The sequence below is a fragment of the Agrobacterium tumefaciens str. B6 genome (assembly GCF_001541315.1).
Lineage (GTDB): Bacteria > Pseudomonadota > Alphaproteobacteria > Rhizobiales > Rhizobiaceae > Agrobacterium > Agrobacterium radiobacter.
In genome coordinates this window covers 13,840-32,481 of the sequence record NZ_LMVK01000022.1, presented here as the reverse complement: position 1 = coordinate 32,481, position 18,642 = coordinate 13,840, and the positions used below count along the sequence as shown (strand labels likewise).

The window sequence follows — 18,642 nt, the reverse complement described above, 5'->3', positions numbered from 1 at the left end:
GCGGAACCAAGCCTGGCAGAAAGACCGATTTTACCAAGGATCCCGCAGTCATCGCGAAGCGGCAGAACGCCCTTGCGCGGTTGAAGGCGGCGGAGTGATCGGGCTGTCAAAGCTAAAGTTTATCCAGTTTGTCGAGCCATCCGCCGCCGACCGGGCTGCGCAACCCTGACCAGCTCCACCCGGACGGCGGTTCACCTCAGAGAATGCCTGAATATAAAATCTTGAAAATTATGTAATGATCGATATTGTGGTGTCGCGTTTCTGAATTGATTACTTTGTTTCATCTCTAATTTGCTGTGACATTGTGTGTAACGGGGTACATTCTATTTCGAAGTGCGACATGCCAATGATAACAATTGGTTATCGGACGGACGCCGTAAGATTGAAAGCAACGCATTGCGCTAAACGCAACACACTCGTTAGATTTATTGCAATTCACGGCGCAGTCAAACTCGTTCAGTTTCGGGCTCCAAACATTTCTCGAAGGAGTTCAAGATGACGAACGAAACAAACACCCTACGCGTTGAATCCGCAAACCACGGCGTGGCCTGGGAAAAAGCATTTGGCTACGCACAAGCGGTCAAGGTTAAGGATACGATTTACATCTCTGGGCAGCTTAGCCATGACAGCCAGGGTAATCTGGCCGCCCCCGCCGAAATCGACGCCGCTGGAAAGCCAGCTTCGTTCGAGACCATGGAAGCTCAAATTCGTCAAACCTACCAGAACGCCAAGGTCCTCCTACAACAATTCGGCGCGACCTTCGATGACGTGGTTGAAGAGACACTTTACGTACTGGACGTCGATGCCGCCTTCGGCCCGGCCGCGGAAATCCGAAAAAAAGTCTACGGCTCCGATCTTCCTCAGCTTGCGAGCAATATCATTGGTGTTACGCGGCTCGCCTTTCCACAGCAGCTCGTTGAAATCACGTTCCGCGCAGTCGTGGACCGGTAAATGGCTGTGAGGATACTCAGATAGAAAAGCGCGGTTTGTCAAAAAGACCGCGCAAGTCAATGCCTCATACGGCAGCGTGGTTACTTCCTCGATTGTCACCCTATGCCGCAATGCAGTCGTGACGACTGAGGAAGCTAAAGCCAAAGGGGGAGTCATCACCTGCCCCTTCCTGCCCTTGCAACCCGGCTCAGCCGGTCCGGTCGGGGGCTGATTGCCGGAGCCAGTGTCGCATTTCTAACGGGGCAGCGGCGTCGCGCGGCAAGATGCACTTGGGGAATATTCTCCAAAAACGGCCCCTGTAAGCGCCAGGGAAGTTACCGATGGTGACGATTGTCCCGCACTGCGGATAACAATGCCATGAACCAGGAGAACCTCGAATGCCTCATGACTTCCTCGTCACCGGCCCCGAAGATGCCCACGTCACGGTCGTTCTCGCCCATGGAGCGGGTGGCGCGATGGACACGACGTGGATGAAAACCGTGTCCGCGGCGCTGTCCGACAAAGGCTTGCGGATCGTCCGGTTCGAATTCGATTACATGGCGGCTCGACGGTCTTCGGAAAAGCGTGCGCCACCGCCCCGCGCAGAGGTCCTCAAGCAAGAATTTGAAGCCGTGATCGACGAGCTCGGCTCGATGGGAAGAGTTGTCATAGGAGGCAAATCCATGGGCGGCCGTGTGGCTAGCATGATCGCGGATGATCTTCGCGATGCGGGTAAGATTTCCGGGCTGCTTTGTCTCGGATATCCATTCCATCCAATTAGAAAGCCCAACAATTTGCGGACCGCTCATCTCGAGGACATGAGGACGCCTACCTTAATCTGTCAGGGAACTCGGGACCTTTTCGGATCGCGGGAGGAAGTTCCCAGCTACAAGCTCTCCGACAAGATAGAAATTCTCTGGCTGGACGACGGAGACCATGATTTCCGGCCGCGAAAAGCCGTGTCGGGACGCACAGCCGCGGAGCATATCTCGACCGCTGCAGATCATGTGGCTGAATGGGCGGCGACGTTGTGATAGCCTACCAATTTCCTCGGACAAGAGCTTCGGATTCATCACGCCGGAGAACGGCGGACAGGATGTGTTCGTCCACCTGAGCGCCGTGCAGGGTTCCACGCTGCTACGCGAAGGCCAGAACGCTTCCTACGAAGTCGGTCAAGACCGAAAGACCGGGAAGTCGAAGGAGGAAAACGTTCGACGGATCTAGGCTCGCTTCGCAAGGATCCTTCCGACTGAGATGAGAATCCACACCGCCACGACGGACGACGCAGAGGCGATGGGCAAAATCCTTCAGAACTCGTCCCGCCGGGGAAGCGAACGGCAAGAGCGGACGTCGACTTGGTTGTTGAGAACTACGTCTGCAATCGCGTTGGAATCCGCTGCTCGTTGGCTGAAGACGAATACGGCAATCTTCTCGGCTTGGAGTCCCTGGTCTGTTCGACCGAAGACAGAGTTATGGAATCCCTGTCGCGTGGGCATCGTCGGGACGCACGTATCGCCGGGCGCCGCTCGAACCCGCTGTCGGCCGAAGCTGTTCGTAGCTTCCGACAGGCCTAAATAGCGGCGGGACTGACGATCCTCGCATTTAGACATTGCTACCTCTTGCCACGGCTGTGGCTGGATGCCACATCACAAGCCGTTGCCACTGAGAGCGGTTTTCATGACAGTTATTGCGTCTTACATCTATCGGCTCGGCAAACGCACCGAAGAACTCCCCTTGACGGGCGATCCGTTTCAACAGACCGACGGCGAATTTGCCTGGATCGGCATTACAGAGCCGACAGCCGCGGAAATGGCGAGTCTGAAGTCGATGTTCGATCTGCATCCGTTGGCCGTAGAAGACGCCCTGAACGGCAAACAGGTGCCGAAAGTCGAAGTCTATGGCGACCAGCTCTTCGTCATTATCAAGACCGCTCATCTCGAAGGAGACAAGATTGCTTATGGCGAAACCTGTATTTTTGTGGGGCGGCACCATGTGATCTCAGTCCGGCATGGTTCGGCACGCTCTCACAAGGAATTACGGGAACAGCTCGAGCATTCTCCAAAACTGCTGGACCATGGACCGGACTATGTCCTGCACGGGATCATCGACTTCGTCGTAGACGGCTATCTTCCGATGGTGGAAACGCTGGAGGACAAGGTACTTGAGATGGAAAAGCATATGCTGATCTCGTTTCTCGAGCGCGAGCAGATCAGGCGACTTTTCCGTATGCGCCGACAGGTCATCCGCTTTCAGCGCATCCTCGGTCCGATGGCCGAAGTCATAGGCAAGCTGACAAACCTGGAACTGCCCTGTATCGACGACAATGCCAAAGCCTATTTCCGGGATGTCCTCGACCACGTGCGGCGCGTCGAGTTCATGATGTCGGGCTTGCGAGAAGTCATCACCTCCGTGTTCGAAGCTTCAAACCTTCTGGAACAGCAGCGCCAAGGCACGATCACCCGCCAACTCGCGGCTTGGGCCGCGATTCTTGCCGTACCTACGGCAATCGCCGGAATTTACGGAATGAACTTTGAGCATATGCCGGAGCTGAAATCGGAATACGGCTATTATGCCGTAATCGCTGTCATTCTCACATTTTGCGCTTTCCTGTATTACCGTTTCAAAAAATCGGGGTGGCTGTAGTGTGATATCGCATCTCTCGCCGACCATCGAGTGCACTGCCTAAAATCACGGATCGCACTAAAGCCGTAAAGGAGTTGGATTTGGCTACTGGACTGATCGCATTGCTTGATGACGTTGCAGCTATCGCGAAGGCGGCCGCTGCGTCGTTGGACGACGTAGCAGGACAGACAGCGAAAGCCAGCGTGAAGGCGGCGGGCGTCGTGATCGACGATACTGCCGTTACTCCGACATATGTTGTCGGCCTGGCTCCCGCGCGGGAACTTCCGATCATCGGAAAGATTGCGCTCGGATCGCTGAAAAACAAGCTGATCTTCCTTCTGCCGATCTGCCTTGTGCTTGGATATTTCGCGCCTTGGCTCATCACGCCACTGCTGATGATCGGCGGCATATACCTGTGCTTTGAAGGCGCGGAGAAGCTTCACGAGGCCTTCTTCCCTCACGCCTCAAAGCACGGTCCGGTTCAGGATACGACGCTCGACGCGACGGATCTGGAAAGCCGCAAAGTTTCCGGCGCGATCCGCACCGATTTTATCCTCTCGGCCGAGATCATGGCTCTTACGCTTGCCGGCGTTTCGACATTGAGCATCTATTCGCAAGCCGGGGTGCTGGCGGCCGTCGGGATCCTGATCACCGCTGCGGTGTATGGTGTCGTGGCGCTCATCGTCAAAGCAGATGATGTGGGATTGCACCTCTCAAAGGCAGGTGGCGCTTTAACAAGGACAGTCGGTGCGGGCCTCGTCAAGGGAGTGCCTGCCCTTTTGAAGGCGCTTGCAATTGTCGGAACGGCGGCGATGCTGTGGGTGGGCGGAAGCATTATCGTGCATAGCCTGGCCGGGCTGGGATTGCATCAACCAGAGCATCTGATCGAAACGTTTGCATCCAGTGTCGAACAAACCCTGGTAGTTTTCCCGCAAATCACCAATTGGCTAGCCACTTCTTTTGCCCAGGCAATCATTGGCATTCTGATTGGCTCAATTGCAATCGTGTTCCTGTCGACTTGGAAGCAACTGATTTCTGGACACACTGCGGCCAGTTAGCTTGCCGTCGCTGATCTAGTAGCAATTATGCTGCGGCCTGTCTCCAGCGCTTGTGATTGTTGTGGTCATGTCATTCTGCCCATCCGGACCGATCTGAGCTCGGTTTTTCCTTCACCAACCAGCGGCTGACATCTCCCAATCCGACCGAGTTTGTCGGCGTTGAAAACTATACCCGGCTGCTGGATATCGGCGTGCTGACGCTCGAGCCGGAAAGGGAGGCGGATGGGAGCCTCAAGCAGCGTGCAGACGGCGCCATCTCCTATCGGCGAATTCGCAATTTCACCCGCAACAACCCCGACTATCCCCATCTGGAGGGGATGCGGGACTAAAAAGCTTCACCTGGGGCGAGAACCAGATCGTCATTCTGGCGCGCGACGCTGTGTTTTTGACAGCGCTCGTCAATACGCTTTCCTTCGTGGCGGTCGTTGCGCCGGTTCAGGCAGCGCTGGCGCTGTTTCTTGCCCTGCCAGTTTTAAAACGTGGCACCTATCCTGATGTTGACCACAGGGTCGCTCGCTGCGGAGCCACCAAACCCCGTTCGGTATTCCAGCCCGACCGACCAAGCATTGTTGAAACGTGCGTCAAGTGTAAGTCCGATGGCCCCATAACCGGAGTTTTCGCCCTCTAAATCGAGTGCGTAGGGAAGTCCACCAGCCACGGTGTACCCCATCGTGGCGTGGCTGGAGTCGTTGAAGTCATACGTATATTCAGCTCTAAGGCCTGGTGTCAGTCGACCCCATTGGTAGTCCAACGCGTAATTGGCGCGCAGGCCCAGAACTCCCGCTATATTGCCGACCGTCTGGTCACCGAAAGTCAGGCGATAGATGCTGGCGCCTCCTTCCGAGTAGCCATGAAGCTGCGTCCGCGACATTTCCACTCCGCCGTAGGGTGATACGAGCCATGCCTCGCGACGGAACTCATAAGCAACCGTCAATGAGCCGAATAGCTGGCTGCCGTCTCGTTCACCATCTGTAAGGTTGCTGTCAGTCGTGATGAACCGCGTCGAATTGAAATTCAGAACACTGCCACCCAGAAGTGCGTCGATGAACAAATTGTCGAAGGGTTTATAGCTGCTATAGAAAGCGGCGCTATAGGCACTGGCCCGGCTTTGCGTCCCCTTGTCGCCAAGATCGGTACGGTCACGTCCATAGCCAACGCCCAGCCCCGCAACGAATCCTTCCGTGAAACGATAGTCAATGCCGGCGCTTACTCCCACGAACATATAATCCAGACCGGTCCTTCCATTGGCCTCTCCGAAATTGACGAAGCCGCTCGTCCAGACCGCGAATGGGCTGGGAGCGCGATCAAAGTTTTCATCCGGGAACTTGGGCTGCTTCCCTGCAATGACTTCACCGGCGAGTTCCTGCCCATCTTCGGCTGCGTAACCAAGCAACGCCACGCCGGTGCCATTCGAGGCTGGCTCGGGCGGCCCCGACGAGACGTTTTCGGCTCGGGTTGACTGTCCTCCGAAACGTATATCAAAACTCGACTGTCTGCGCTCGCCCTCGTCGTGAAGTTGCTCAAGCCTATTCTGGAAATTGCGTATCTGAACCTCGGCAAAACGCTCTGCCGCGCTCGCCTGTGCGTTCAGCAGACCTATAACTTCGGGGTCCATGGTCGGATCGGGAAAAACCAACGCCGCCCGGTTTGCGGATATCGTGTAGGAACGTGCCGCTCCATTTCGCGCCGTCACCAGCACGGATACAGTGTTTATGCCGACTGCAAGCCCTATGGGCCGGCTCATGCTTCCCGATGCGATCGCATTGCCATTTATCATGATGGTAGCAGCAGGGTCACCGGCTGTTGGCATCAACTGAAGGGTGGCGGTGTCGAAAGGAACAGAAAGCGCATAATTGGTGGTGCCCGGCGAAAACGCCGGCTCGAGACTGCCCGCCGATGTAACAAGGCCGACCAGACCGGCATTTCCAGACTGAGCGCGTACGATGTTGACGTGGTATGTGTTTGTAGTCTGTGCGTCTTGGGCCGTAACGATTATTGTGGCGGGGTTGTTACCGACGGCCAGTTGGATGGCTGGGCTCGGTGTGCCATTTGGAACAGTTGTGCCGTTGAGCGTTATAGTCGCCCGCGCGTCGACAAGCACCGATGTCAGGGAAACGCGCTCGACATCGTTTCCGACGTTCACGACATAGGAGGTGATGGATGAGGAGAAGGTTGGCGTCAGAGTGCCGGAGCTCGACCTGATGTCTTGCAAGTCCGCATTTACCGAAGAGCCTACCCGCCAGACCAGTGTATTGGACGCGAGGTTGCCATTACCGGTGACGTTGACTGCCGCGTTTGCCGGCAACTGAAGACTGAAAGTACCCGTACCGGAGTTATAAAAGACCAGAACGTCATAGGTAATATTATCGTCGGTTTGAAGCCCTGTTACAGAGCCGACAGCCGATCCCGTCGGGATCAAATTGAAATCCACCTGCGTCAACCCGGTGACAGGCTCCGAAAACGTAACCGTTATACGGCGAATGGGGAGGTCGGGTGGAGAAGACGTGGAAAGGACGACCGTTGGGGAATTTGTGTTTATAAGTATCTGGCTCGTCGGACCGACATTGTTCAATGCAAGCTCGGCCGCATCGCCAAGGGAGTTTGCAATGGTGCCGCCATTTAACGCGATGGATGCACCAAGAACAATTCCGTCCAAGTCCCGATCTCCGGCCTGCACGGTATATGAAAATATGAGGACATTGGAGCCGCCACCCGATTGATAAGTGGCCTGCCGGCTGGTCGCCCCGACGATGAGTTGAATAGCTGGCGTACCGGTTACTGAGACGCTCTGGTCCATTTTGACTTGGAAATTCAATGTTTGGCCGGCTTTGTAATATCCGTTCGCCGGTACGTCTACCGTTTGGACACTCGGCGCGAGGGCGGATAGGACCGTCAAAGAAGCTGGAGCGGAATAAATCGTGCTCCCCGTCAGTGTTGCCGCTGCTCGATAATAGGTGCCACTGTCGGGAAGTCCGACGTTCGGCAGGTGAAGCTCAGTTCCGTTGCCGTTGGCGACGTTAGAAAACGGCCCGCTCGGGCTATAGCCCTTCTGCCATTGTATCGAGGTTCCGACGTCCTGGACTTCGATGCTGAAAATGGCATCTCGGCCTTCCGAAACGGAAGCCGAGGCTGGATGCCGGGTGATGACAGGCACCTGTGCTGACACGGCAGCAGGCAACAGAGTGCTGATCACAGCGGCCATTATTACGATCGGCAAATACCGGAGCATTCCATTCAGCAAAAGCTCCGCCCTCCAGAATGCCGGCACTGGTCAGAACTGTATCCCAAAACCGACCCTCACCGCATGTTGATCGACATCGACATTGATACCCTGAAGATACTTGTCCCGATAATCACTGTAGCGGTATTCGATGCGACCGAACATTTTGTCGGTGAAGGCGTAGTCCAAGCCCGCACCGATCGTGTAACCGCTGAATGTCTTTTTCTCCTTCCCCAATCCCGGCACTTCCACATAACCTCGCGTTCCGGCCCATCCTGCCATCACATAGACGAGGGCGTGTTCGAAAGCGTAACCAAGGCGGCTGCGCAGCGACCCCGTCCAGTCGGTACCGAAATCAGCCGAAGACATTCTGTTCATTCCAATGATGTTCAATATCGCCTTCGAAACCGGCAACGACGCTGTTGTCTAACGGATAGTTGTAACCCGCGAATGCGCCAAGGAGGCCGCCGTTGGCGTCTTCGTATCCGGTGATGCCGAGGCCAGAAAATTCACCATTGGTCCAACCGCCGCTGGCATGAAGCCCGAAATAGGCTCCAGACCAGGTGAAGACAGGCTGATCCGCGACAGTAGGCGGCGCGGTATTTTCAAGGGTAACATCGGCCGCAATCGCCGCGGATGGGGGGAATGCGAGAACGGCGCACAGAAATAATATTCGCATGATGTGGGATCCGGTTGCTTGCGACGGTGTCGTGCCTGGTTAAAAACTCCGCTCTTTGCCGGCGGCGCCCTAAAGAGGGGCGACTGGCGGGTGCGCTGACACGGCAAGACAATCAAAATTTCGGAGCGGATATAAGAGCTTTTGGACCGGCCATGGAAAATCTATCCCCGTGCGCAAACGGTACCCGGTAAAACAATCATAAAACGCAAAACGGACAGCAGGTGGAGCGCGGTCATCGACCCCATCGCGAGGCGTGATCGAACCAGGTTCGTGGTTTTCCCTGACTCGCCAGCGCGCTTTTCTGCGCAAGGGTGCGCATCTCGCGCGGGCTTATTCCGTAAACGCGCTGAAACGCGCGCGTAAAATTATGCGCGTATACGAACCCGTGTTCCAGCCCAATATCGGCGATGGATCTGGAGCTGTGCGCTGGATTGCGAAGCGCCTTGCGTGCCATTTCCAGCCGCTGTTTCAAAATATAGGAAGCCACGCCGCCTTCGTGGGAAAAGAGGTAGGTCAGTTTGCGTATCGATATACCGAAGGCTACCGCAATTCCGGCAGGCGACAGTTCCGGATTCAGCAGCTTCGCATGGATATGGCGGCGGATTTCCTCACGCTGCACATGAACGATGCCCTTGGCCGAATCCTCTCTGGGCACCCCATTGAGAGTGGCAGCGACGAGCTCGATCGTCGGCTGAACCAATGCTGCGGCCTGATTTTCATCCAGCAATGGAAGTGCGTGAAAGATACTGTCGATGTGTTTGCGAAGCAGTACCACCATGGGCTGATGCGCTGCGAGAACCTTCATGTTCTGCTCGTCGGGATGGTTTAGCAACCGTGCCAGCATCGGACGAGGGACAAAGAGAGTTATATTGGAAAAATCGCTCGCAGATCCGGCGTGGGCCTGGGCTGTATCATGAACGATCAAATCTCCGGGCGCCGCCTCGGCTTCCGCACGACCGTCCTGTCGTCGCCACCATCCACTGAGGAAGAACTGCACTTCGAAATGTTCGTACCCGTCCGCAGCGATCCGATAGCTGGACCGGCTGAGCGTCTGGCCAACACTCTCGCAATGGGTGAGCAGGAGGTTGCCGAGACGAAAGGTAAGATGTCGGGTGTAAAAGCCGTTGGGTTCGGCGAGCTTGAAATCATACAGCGAACCCGCCGATTCCTCCCAGAAGGCGAGAGCCTTTTTGAGAGAGGCGCCGCGCGTATCCGTTTTGAATAAAAGCGTGGGTGGGTCAATTCTCATCGCACCGCTCGTCATGTCATCCTCTTTGGTCGGATTTTGAGGCCTGATATGCATGCAGCCTCTTGCTGCTGTCAGCAAGGCGGTGAGCCGACTTCAACACAGAGAGGCGTATCGCTAGTCAACAACGACACCTGTCGCGGCCGGAGGCCCGTCACGTCGCGCGGTGATCGTCAAGCAATTCGGATGCGACTTACGCGCCCGTATTCGCGGTGAGTCTAGAGACGGTCACGTGCAGCGGTTAGCCGGATGACCAGGCCGTCAGGTTTCCAGTCACGATGAATTTCTCCGCCCAACTGGCTGCCAATGGTTGCGCGGCCGAGAATTGTGCCGAAACCTTCCCCGTCGGATCTTCGCTTGACCGGCGGCCCGCCTTTCTCGGCCCAGGTGAGGGTGAACAGCTCGTCGTCGCTTTCACAGGTAATTTCAACGCGACCCTGTTCGGTTGACAAGGCACCGTATTTTGCTGCGTTGGTTGCGAACTCGTGTAGCAGAAGCGCAAAACTCGTCAGAGAACCGCCTGTAATGCCAATATCCGGACCACGAATGGTCACGTGAGAACCCGCCCCCTGATCATATGGGGCGAGGATCGTTTCGAGCAGGGAATGAAGTGTTGTCGCCTGCGCAAGGCGATCAGATTCGAGGGACGTCGGCGAAACTGTCAGCATATGTGCCCGCGATAGAGCGCTGAGCCTCTCTCGAACCGCGGCTGCGAGCTCGGACGACGTTTTTGTCGTTCTTGCACTCAGCGAAACGATGCTGCTCGCCACGGTGAAAAGGTTCTTTACCCTGTGGTTCATTTCCTGGATCAGCAGATGCTGTTGTTCTTCAGCACGGCGGCGCTCCGTGATGTCGCGCGCAATCTTGGATGCACCTATGACGTGACCCGTGCGGTTTCTGATCGGCGATACAGACAAGGAGATATCGACAAATGTGCCGTCCTTCCGCTGGCGGACCGTTTCGTAGTGATCAATCTTTTCGCCGCGCCGGAGACGCGCAAGAATGGCGGGTTCTTCATCGGCTCGATCCGGAGGGATCAGCATCGTGACCGAACGGCCCACGGCTTCTTCTGCGGTATAACCAAACAACTGTTCAGCGCCGCGATTCCAGTCGGTGATGATGCCGCTTAGATCTTTTGCCAGAATTGCATCGTCGGAGGACTGGATTATGGCCCTCATGCGTTGTGTGATCTCGTCGGCGAATGAACCGTCGGGCTCTTCGATGAGCAGGTTGACCCCTCCGGAGAGAACCCCGCCGCTATTGAATATCGGAGCTGCGAACGCACGGACGGGAAGCCGGCTTCCGTCGGGGCGCTCCACCAGCAAATGATGATCTCGCACCGCTCGCTTTTCCCGCAGGGCCATCGCCATCGGGCTATCTGCATGAGGCAATGGCGTGCCATCTGGCGTATAGAGCCTAAGGGATCCGCAGTATCTGACTTCCCTTAAACGCGGCTTGAGACACCATATGTCGGCAGCCAGATCATTGTAGAATATGAGGGTGCCGGCCTCATCGGTGAGATAAGCTGCAATCGGCATAACCCGCAGAAAGTCGCGCGACGTCAGGATCCCGCTCACCGACGCACGTGCGGCATTGGAAGCAAACACTCGATTGTCATCATCGCGACTGTGTTCGCGCACCTGATACCTCTGATTTGCTCGTGTTGATCCTCGGGCCGGTATATCGCTTGGCTCTCGTCGAAACCCTATTGTTGAGCATCGAAGCTAGCTTGCAGAGTAGGCCATGGCAACAGTGATGTCGTTGAAGTGGTGTGAGTTTTGCCGCGATTGTCCCGGTTTAGAGGATGCCTCAGCCATATTGTGCTGCAGCAATACCGGACCAGTCGCCCTCCCGGCACTCTCTTCCGAAAAGCCTCAGTCAGCAAAACAATATGCTCGGCGATGCCACGAATGCGGCGACTAATTTTCCCACCTGTAGTTATTGTGGCGCAGATTGATACGCCAACCTGCTCCAAAAACGAGGTACCGCATGACTTTGCTCCTCAAAAAAGATGAGGTAGCGCAACTCATCAATATGAAAAATGTCATTAGCGCGGTCGAGGAAGCTTACAGGGCCTTCAGCAGCGATAAGGTGGAGCAACCCGCATACATAGGAATCCACCTCCCATCCCAGCGTGGCGAAATAGACTTCAAACTCGGATACTACAAACCCGCCGAAATCATCTCAATGAAGGCGCATTCCGGAGGGTTTACCAACAATCCGGCGGACCATGGCGTGCCAAACAGTATGGGTGCCATCCTCTTGTTCGATGCAAGGAGCGGCGCATTGATCTGCATCATGGACGGCAGCCTGGTCACTGGTCTCAGAACGGGGGCAGCTGGAGCGGTCTCCGTAAAAGCGCTAGCAAGAAAAAATGCCCGGAAGATCACCTCGATCGGCACCGGCAACCAGGCACGGATGCAAATCCGGGCGATCTGCGAAATTGTGGAAATCGACGAAATCTACGCCTGGAGCCGCACTCCCGAAATGCTTTCCAAATACAAAATGGATATCGAACGTGAATTCGGCATTCCCGTCATCATAACGCGCTCCAAGCAGGAGGCGGTGCAACAGGCAGATATCCTGATTACGGCGACCAGTGGTAAAGGCGAGCCTGTGAAGGCGGACTGGGTGAAACCCGGCACCCATATCGTAGCAATTGGCACGGATCAGCGCGGCAAACAGGAACTAGATCCAGAACTCTTCAGGAACGCGAAAATTATCGTCGACTCCTTGTCGCAATGCACGGAAAAAGGTGAGACTTGGCACCCACTGGATAAGAAGGTCATTACCCAAGCCGACATTCATGGTGAAATCGGCGATGTGCTTTTGGGAAGAAAACCGGGACGCGAGAGCGATGACGAGATTACGATTTTCGACTCAACAGGCATGGCGATACAGGACAATACGACGGCCAGTAAAATTTACCAGAGCGCCATAGCCAATGGCGTTGGCACCTCCTTCCGTTTCTTCGAGTGATATGATGCAGAATTGCCCCACTATCCAAGATATCCAAGACGCCCGGGAACGGCTGAGACCACACATCAGGCATACGCCCCTTGTCCACGCCGATAAAATCAGCAAAACCGTTGGCTGCCAACTCTATCTTAAACCGGAAACTTTGCAGATTACCGGAGCGTTCAAAATCCGGGGCGCTCTGAACAAGGTGCTCTCGCTTCCAAGGGCAGAAATTGCAAACGGCATCATTGCGACATCCTCGGGCAACCACGCGCAGGGGCTGGCCTATGCCGCCAGAATGCTGGGCGTTAAAGCAGTACTGGTCCTGCCGGTCACCGCACCTGAAATCAAGATCGAGAATACAAAAGCCCTTGGAGCAGAGGTGATCCTTTTTGATGGCGACACCGCGGCGAGATGGAAAAAGGTTTATGAAATAGCCGCGGAAAACAACTATGCCCCCGTTCACGCCTTTGAAGACCCCATCGTGATGGCTGGTCAAGGGACGATCGGATGCGAGATATTACAGGATCTGGAGGATGTCGACACGGTTATCGTTCCGGTAGGTGGCGGGGGGCTGATTTCCGGTATCGCTACCGCCATAAAGGAAACCAAGCCATCGGTGCGCATTATCGGCGCGGAGCCGGGTCTCACGCCAAAGTATTTTCATAGCCGATTAAATAAAAAACGGACGACGCTCCCCCTAAAGGACACTATCGCGGACGGCCTGAGAATAAGTGTACCGGGTCAAAATCCCTATCCGATCATCGAAAAATATGTCGATGAGATTATTCTGGTTAACGATGATCATATCGTCGCCGGAATGTGCGCTCTTGCCAGGGATGCGAAACTGATTGCCGAACCGGCTGCGGCCATTGGGGTCGGAGCGCTGCTGGCCGCAGCAGTGGATGTTAAACCGGATGAAAAAGTTTGCGTGGTATTGTCCGGTGGAAACTGGGACCTTGGCGACCTCGCAAAAATATACGGCGCCGAAGGATTATAGGCGGCTATCGAAAACAAAACGCAAAGGAATCAGCGCGCGCCAAGGTAGATGGGAAACGCATCCCATCAGCCTTGCTTGAGCGTGAGTTTGGCAGGTGGCCACCTTCCAACTGCCTGGCTGCCCAAGAGAATTTCCACGTCTGAAAAAGCGCATCAGTCGACAGCCTGACTGACGAGGCCAAAGATGTGAACATGGAATGACACCTCTTGTACGATGGTCGGGTGGGTAGAGCGCCAATCATTCCATCTGTTCCCACGCTACAAAACCTCGAGATCGACCGAATTAATGATCTTTTATCCCCAATTCTCGCCGTCGCCGCTCGTACTTGATGCCGCCATCCCGCACGACGGTGATTGCACCATAACCTGCCTTGGCGACTTTTCGTTGGGAACCGACGTGCATGTCTTCCATTACGAGGCCACTCAATAGCCACCTGTTAGAAAGATCGTCTCACCCGTCATGAAGCTACAAGCGTCGGACGCGAGGAACAAGGCTGCCCCGACCATTTCCTCGGGTTGCCCCGCTCGCCCCATCCAGTTCAGTGTTTTTATGTATTGATTCCAGGCTTCCGGATCCTCGTTGCGACGGTGGGCGTTTCGGTCCGTATCGATAAGGCCGGGAGCAAGTGTGTTTAGCAGCACATTATCCCGAGCGAAGTCTCGCGCCTGACTTTGAATCAGGTTGTGCTGCGCAGCCTTGGTCGCGGCATAGGCGGTGACGATGCCTTTGGGCCGCAGTTGATTGACCGAGCCGATGGAAACCACCCTACCCCATTTTCGCGCCGCCATGCGCGGCAGCACCGATTGCAACATATCCACCGTCGAGCCCAGATTGACCGCCAGCTGAAACGCCAGATCATCCGGCGTCAGTTCCGACAGCACGGCATTGATCTGCGCGCTGGCATTGATGACAAGAATATCGACCGGTGCGACCGCCTCCGCCCGTTCGATGAGGTCGCGGCCGGCACCGGGCTCGGAAAGATCGCCCGCCAGGTCCTGCGCTGTGCCGCCACTTGCGACGATCCGGTGCTGCACGGCTGCGGCAGCACCCGGCCCTACGCCATGCAGGATGACATGTGCACCAGCGCCAGCCAAACCCTCGGCAATGGCGGCACCTATGCCACGACTGGAGCCGGTGACCAGCGCTGTACGGCCCTTCAAGCCGAATATGTTTTCGAGACGCATCCTTTATCCTTCAAACAACGCGATGTGTGCACCGGCAACCCCCGGGCGGCATGAAAACAGGCCGCCGGAGAGCGGCGCGTCGGCGAGCGTGGATGCCGGCAGGCGCGTGCGGGCGCTGGTGATGAAGAGCGTCGACAGGTCCGGCCCGCCAAAGGCAACACTGGAAGGGCGCGGCACCGGCATCTCGATCACCTGATCCAGCTTGCCGTCCGGAAGATAGCGGCGCACGCACCAGCCGTCCCAGATCGCACACCAGACCCCGCCTTCCGCATCCACGCAGAGGCCATCTGGACGGCCGTCGGCTACGGGAATACGTGCAAATTCGCGGCGTTGCGACAGGGTGCCCGTCGCCGGATCACAATCATAGGCATGGATGAGACCCGGGACCGTATCGACGAAATAAAAGGTCCTGCCATCGCGGCTCCAGCCGAGACCGTTGGAGACGATGATGCCCCCTTCCTTGCGTTCGAATACCCCTTCGGCATTGATCCGATAAAGCGCGCCGGTGGGCTTGGAAGCATCGATTCGCATCGACCCAACCCAGATGGCACCGTCTGGCCCGCATTTGGCATCGTTCAAGCGGTTATCGCCAATGCCCGCCTCCGGGCTGACAAAGGGTGTCAGCCGGCCCGAGGCGAAGTCCAGCCATTCGACGCCGTCCTGAGATGCGACCAGCAGCCGTCCTCCGGTGACCGGAATGACGGCGCTGACCAGCTTGCCGGTCTCGCAGGTTTCGTTGCGGCCAGTAGCGGGATCGAAGCGGTGCACCGCCGGATGCAGGATATCCACCCAGTAAAGCACGTTTTCCCCCTCGTGCCAGACCGGGCTTTCCCCGAGCTGCGCACCCCATGGCAGAATGCAGCTGAGTTCCGCACCGGGGCGGCCCGTTGCCGAGCGCGGACGTGGCCGCGAGCTGATCGCGACGGCACCGGCGGCACCGGTAATCCGGCGGGCAGCGGCAATCAGTTCGCGCCCGGCGGGGTGAATATTGGAAGCATCAAGGCGCGACGACGGGCCGAGCGCGACGAGCACGCCCATCGGCGTATTGTCGCGGCCCATTACAGGAGCGGCAACCGAGTTTACTCCGGGCAGATGCTCCTCGTAGGAAACGGAATAACCCCGCGCCCGTGTCAGGGTCAGATCGGCCTGCAACCCTTCAATGGTCGTGACGGTCTTGGGCGTCTGCTGATCGAGTGTCAGGCGATCGAGCAGGGAGCGGCCCACGGCCGGGTCCTGAAAGGCGAGCAGCGCCTTGCCCGGTGCCGTGCAATGCAGGGGAACGCGGCGCCCCACCTCCACACGCACGGAAAGTCCGTTAGGAGAACGCTCGGCGAGATATTGCGTCATGATACCGTCGAGCCGGCAGAGCGCAACCGTTTCCCCCAGTTCGGCGGCCAGTCGCTCCAGCTCCGGCGTCGCCGCCGAGACGAGATCGAAGCTCTCCCAGACTTTGTGGGACATTTCCAGGAAGCGCTGGCCCAGAACATAGGTGCCGCGGGCCTCATCCTGACGGACGAGACCATAAGCAATGAGGGTACGCAGGATGCGCGCAAAAGTCGGCTTCGGCAGACCGGAGGCGCGCAGCAGCTCGGCAAAACGTAGCGGTTCCGGCGCATCGGCAACCATATCGAGCAGGGTCAGCCCCTTGGCCAGCGCCGCCGTGCCGCCCGGCGTCTCCGGTTTCATCGCCTCTGCTCCTGCGCGAGTCGCTGCCGCCTTGCGGCCGCCGCGTCGTCCAGCATCCGGTCCATCGTCCATTCTGCTTCAAACCCCAAAGTGTTTCTGATCCGCTCGTTGGACGTATGGTAATAAACGCCGTCGCCGGGAAAATCGACTGTCACGATGGGCAGGCCGGTCAGCGCCGCAATCGTCGGCAGAAGCACGGCGAAATCGGCCGGTTCATCGGCACCCAGATTGAAGGTGCCACCCGCCGCCTCGGGGTGATCGAGAGCGAGCAGAATGCCCGCCACCATGTCGCGCGTATCAGTTATATGCATACGGAACGGCCGGCCGTTTTCATTGCGCGCCAGAATGTGTGACGGCTCACCGATATCGCGGGACTGGAGCAATTCGGCGATCGCAGTGTTTCCGAACTTCTGCTGCTGGCGCATGCGCGGCCGCAGGAAAAACCGGGGACCTGAAAAGAAACTCTCCTCATCCAGCAGTTCCGCCGCATCCTGCGTATGCGAAAACCGCAGGATCACAGTTTCCATGGTGCCGCTTCGCTGGTGAAAGCGCACCAGCTCTTCGCCCAGAAGCTTGGTCAGACCATACGGCGAATTGGGGCAAAGCGGATGGTCCCCGGTGACCGGCAGGAATCCCGGACGGTTTCCCGGATAAACCTCCCCCGAGGAGGCGAAGACGAACCGCCGCACGCCAGCCGCTGAAGCCGCATCCAGAATCCGGCGCGTGCCCTCGACATTGACGGCAAACATGCGGTCGCGATCCGCCGGAGCCCATGACATGAAGGCGCCCAGATGCAGGACGGCGCTCACGCCCTTGATGGCGTCGGACAGTGCCTGCGCATCCTCCAGAGACCCGACGACCTCCTCGCCGCCGGTTCCTGATGGCCTGAGATCAAAACCGCGAACGGCGCGGCCCTGCGTGCGCAAGTCGGCGACAACGGCACGGCCGACACGGCCTGCCGATCCGGTGACGAGGATCATAGCCGTGCTCCGGTCTTTGCATCGAAGAGATAAAGCTGGGTCGGGTCGAAACCGAGCCGAAGCGCCTCATCACCGGGAAGGTTGCCGGTATGCGAAACGCGCGCGATCAGCCCCTTGGACTTGCCCTCCTCGCCATCCGCGACCCTTGCGCCTTCCGCATCGAAATAGACGTATTTTTCCGATCCCAGGCTTTCCACCAGCGTCGGGCGGACATCGAAGGTGACCGGCGCATCGCCCAGAACGAGATGTTCCGGCCGCAGACCGACGATCACGCTGCCCTGGCGGCCGACGGCGCCCGGCAGGGAAACCTGTTGCCCAAACAGGGTAACAGTGCCGTCACGCAGTTCCGCATTGAGGAAATTCATGCCCGGCGAGCCGATGAAACCGGCAACGAAAAGATTGGCCGGATTGTTGAAAAGCTCGTCCGGTGCAGCGATCTGCTGGATGATGCCGCCCTGCATGATGACGACGCGGTCCGCCATTGTCATCGCTTCGACCTGATCATGGGTCACATAAACAGTGGTGACACCGATGCGCTTGTGCAATGCGCCGATTTCCGCACGCATGTGGACGCGCAGCTTGGCATCGAGGTTGGACAGCGGTTCGTCCATCAGGAAGGCCTGCGGCTGGCGCACGATGGCGCGGCCGAGTGCGACGCGCTGCCGCTGGCCGCCCGAGAGATCCTTGGGCTTGCGATCGAGGTAGGGTGTCACTTCCAGAATGCGCGCCGCGTCGTCAACCCGGCGGTCGATCTCGGCCTTGTCCGTGCCGCGCATCTTCAGGCCGAAGCCGATATTCTGGCGAACGGTGAGGTGGGGATAAAGCGCATAGTTCTGGAACACCATGGCGATGTCGCGGTCGCCCGGCGCCAGATCCGTCACTTCGTGGTCGCCGATAAAGATCTGGCCTTCGCTTGCCGGTTCGAGACCGGCAAGGATTTTCAGCATTGTCGACTTGCCGCAGCCGGAAGGCCCGACCAGCACCACGAACTCGCCGTTCTCGATCTCAAGCGAAAAGGGCCTGAGCACGTTGAGCGCGCCATAGGACTTGCTGACGTTGCGAATGGAAATATTGGCCAT

15 protein-coding genes and 1 pseudogene are annotated in these 18,642 nt (G+C 57.3%); 8 read left to right on the top strand and 8 right to left on the bottom strand.

Going from position 1 to position 18,642, the window contains the following annotated elements:
- The first annotated feature begins 495 nt into the window (after nt 1-495).
- The 6 genes from ASB65_RS16175 to ASB65_RS28945 all read left to right on the top strand — a co-directional run bounded on the left by ASB65_RS16175 (nt 496) and on the right by ASB65_RS28945 (nt 4,939).
- Nucleotides 496-951: a Rid family hydrolase gene (locus ASB65_RS16175; protein ID WP_060724677.1), complete on the top strand. Its 456-nt coding sequence runs from the start codon at nt 496-498 to the stop codon at nt 949-951.
- 377 nt (nt 952-1,328) lie between these two features.
- The gene (locus tag ASB65_RS16170) at nt 1,329-1,964 is read left to right on the top strand and encodes an alpha/beta fold hydrolase (protein ID WP_060724676.1); all 636 of its coding nucleotides are present in this window, start codon (nt 1,329-1,331) and stop codon (nt 1,962-1,964) included.
- On the top strand, nt 1,936-2,154 hold the full coding sequence (locus ASB65_RS16165; protein WP_060724675.1) for a cold-shock protein: 219 nt from the start codon (nt 1,936-1,938) through the stop codon (nt 2,152-2,154). The genes ASB65_RS16170 and ASB65_RS16165 overlap by 29 nt, the downstream gene beginning before the upstream one ends.
- Before the next feature lie 453 nt (nt 2,155-2,607).
- Nucleotides 2,608-3,573, top strand: a complete 966-nt coding sequence (locus ASB65_RS16155; RefSeq protein WP_060724673.1) for a magnesium and cobalt transport protein CorA — start codon at nt 2,608-2,610, stop codon at nt 3,571-3,573.
- An 80-nt stretch (nt 3,574-3,653) separates the two neighbouring features.
- A complete protein-coding gene (locus tag ASB65_RS16150) occupies nt 3,654-4,610 on the top strand; it encodes a DUF808 domain-containing protein (RefSeq protein ID WP_060724672.1) in 957 nt (318 codons plus the stop codon).
- Nucleotides 4,611-4,666: 56 nt separating this feature from the next.
- Nucleotides 4,667-4,939 carry a hypothetical protein gene (locus tag ASB65_RS28945; protein WP_236734563.1) on the top strand — a complete coding sequence of 91 codons (273 nt, stop codon included), beginning with the start codon at nt 4,667-4,669 and terminating at the stop codon, nt 4,937-4,939.
- Between the two features lie 143 nt (nt 4,940-5,082).
- Here the strand turns inward: ASB65_RS28945 and ASB65_RS16140 are convergent, their stop codons facing one another.
- From ASB65_RS16140 to ASB65_RS16125, 4 genes and pseudogenes are all read right to left on the bottom strand, one after another.
- Nucleotides 5,083-7,812: an autotransporter domain-containing protein gene (locus tag ASB65_RS16140; protein ID WP_162266785.1), complete on the bottom strand. Its 2,730-nt coding sequence runs from the start codon at nt 7,810-7,812 to the stop codon at nt 5,083-5,085.
- Nucleotides 7,813-7,881: 69 nt separating this feature from the next.
- Nucleotides 7,882-8,509, bottom strand: a pseudogene (locus ASB65_RS29245) (outer membrane protein).
- Nucleotides 8,510-8,741: 232 nt separating this feature from the next.
- The gene (locus ASB65_RS16130; RefSeq protein ID WP_236734566.1) at nt 8,742-9,812 is read right to left on the bottom strand and encodes a helix-turn-helix domain-containing protein; all 1,071 of its coding nucleotides are present in this window, start codon (nt 9,810-9,812) and stop codon (nt 8,742-8,744) included.
- A gap of 161 nt (nt 9,813-9,973) precedes the next feature.
- Nucleotides 9,974-11,395: a PAS domain S-box protein gene (locus ASB65_RS16125; RefSeq protein ID WP_236734567.1), complete on the bottom strand. Its 1,422-nt coding sequence runs from the start codon at nt 11,393-11,395 to the stop codon at nt 9,974-9,976.
- A gap of 349 nt (nt 11,396-11,744) precedes the next feature.
- Between ASB65_RS16125 and ASB65_RS16120 the strand changes: the two genes are divergently transcribed.
- Both ASB65_RS16120 and ASB65_RS16115 read left to right on the top strand, forming a co-directional pair.
- Nucleotides 11,745-12,734, top strand: a complete 990-nt coding sequence (locus ASB65_RS16120; protein WP_060724669.1) for an ornithine cyclodeaminase family protein — start codon at nt 11,745-11,747, stop codon at nt 12,732-12,734.
- 4 nt (nt 12,735-12,738) lie between these two features.
- Nucleotides 12,739-13,713, top strand: coding sequence for a threonine/serine dehydratase (locus tag ASB65_RS16115; RefSeq protein ID WP_060724678.1), 975 nt, complete (start codon nt 12,739-12,741; stop codon nt 13,711-13,713).
- 422 nt (nt 13,714-14,135) lie between these two features.
- On the opposite strand, the gene ASB65_RS16110 is transcribed toward ASB65_RS16115, so the two are convergent.
- The 4 genes from ASB65_RS16110 to ASB65_RS16095 are packed head-to-tail and all read right to left on the bottom strand — an operon-like array spanning nt 14,136 to nt 18,642.
- On the bottom strand, nt 14,136-14,897 hold the full coding sequence (locus tag ASB65_RS16110; RefSeq protein WP_060724668.1) for an SDR family NAD(P)-dependent oxidoreductase: 762 nt from the start codon (nt 14,895-14,897) through the stop codon (nt 14,136-14,138).
- Between the two features lie 3 nt (nt 14,898-14,900).
- On the bottom strand, nt 14,901-16,583 hold the full coding sequence (locus tag ASB65_RS16105) for an SMP-30/gluconolactonase/LRE family protein (protein WP_060724667.1): 1,683 nt from the start codon (nt 16,581-16,583) through the stop codon (nt 14,901-14,903).
- Nucleotides 16,580-17,563, bottom strand: coding sequence for an NAD-dependent epimerase/dehydratase family protein (locus tag ASB65_RS16100; RefSeq protein WP_060724666.1), 984 nt, complete (start codon nt 17,561-17,563; stop codon nt 16,580-16,582). Before ASB65_RS16100 ends, ASB65_RS16105 begins: the two co-directional genes overlap by 4 nt.
- Entirely contained in the window at nt 17,560-18,642 is a 1,083-nt protein-coding gene (locus tag ASB65_RS16095) for an ABC transporter ATP-binding protein (protein WP_060724665.1), read from the bottom strand. The genes ASB65_RS16100 and ASB65_RS16095 overlap by 4 nt, the downstream gene beginning before the upstream one ends.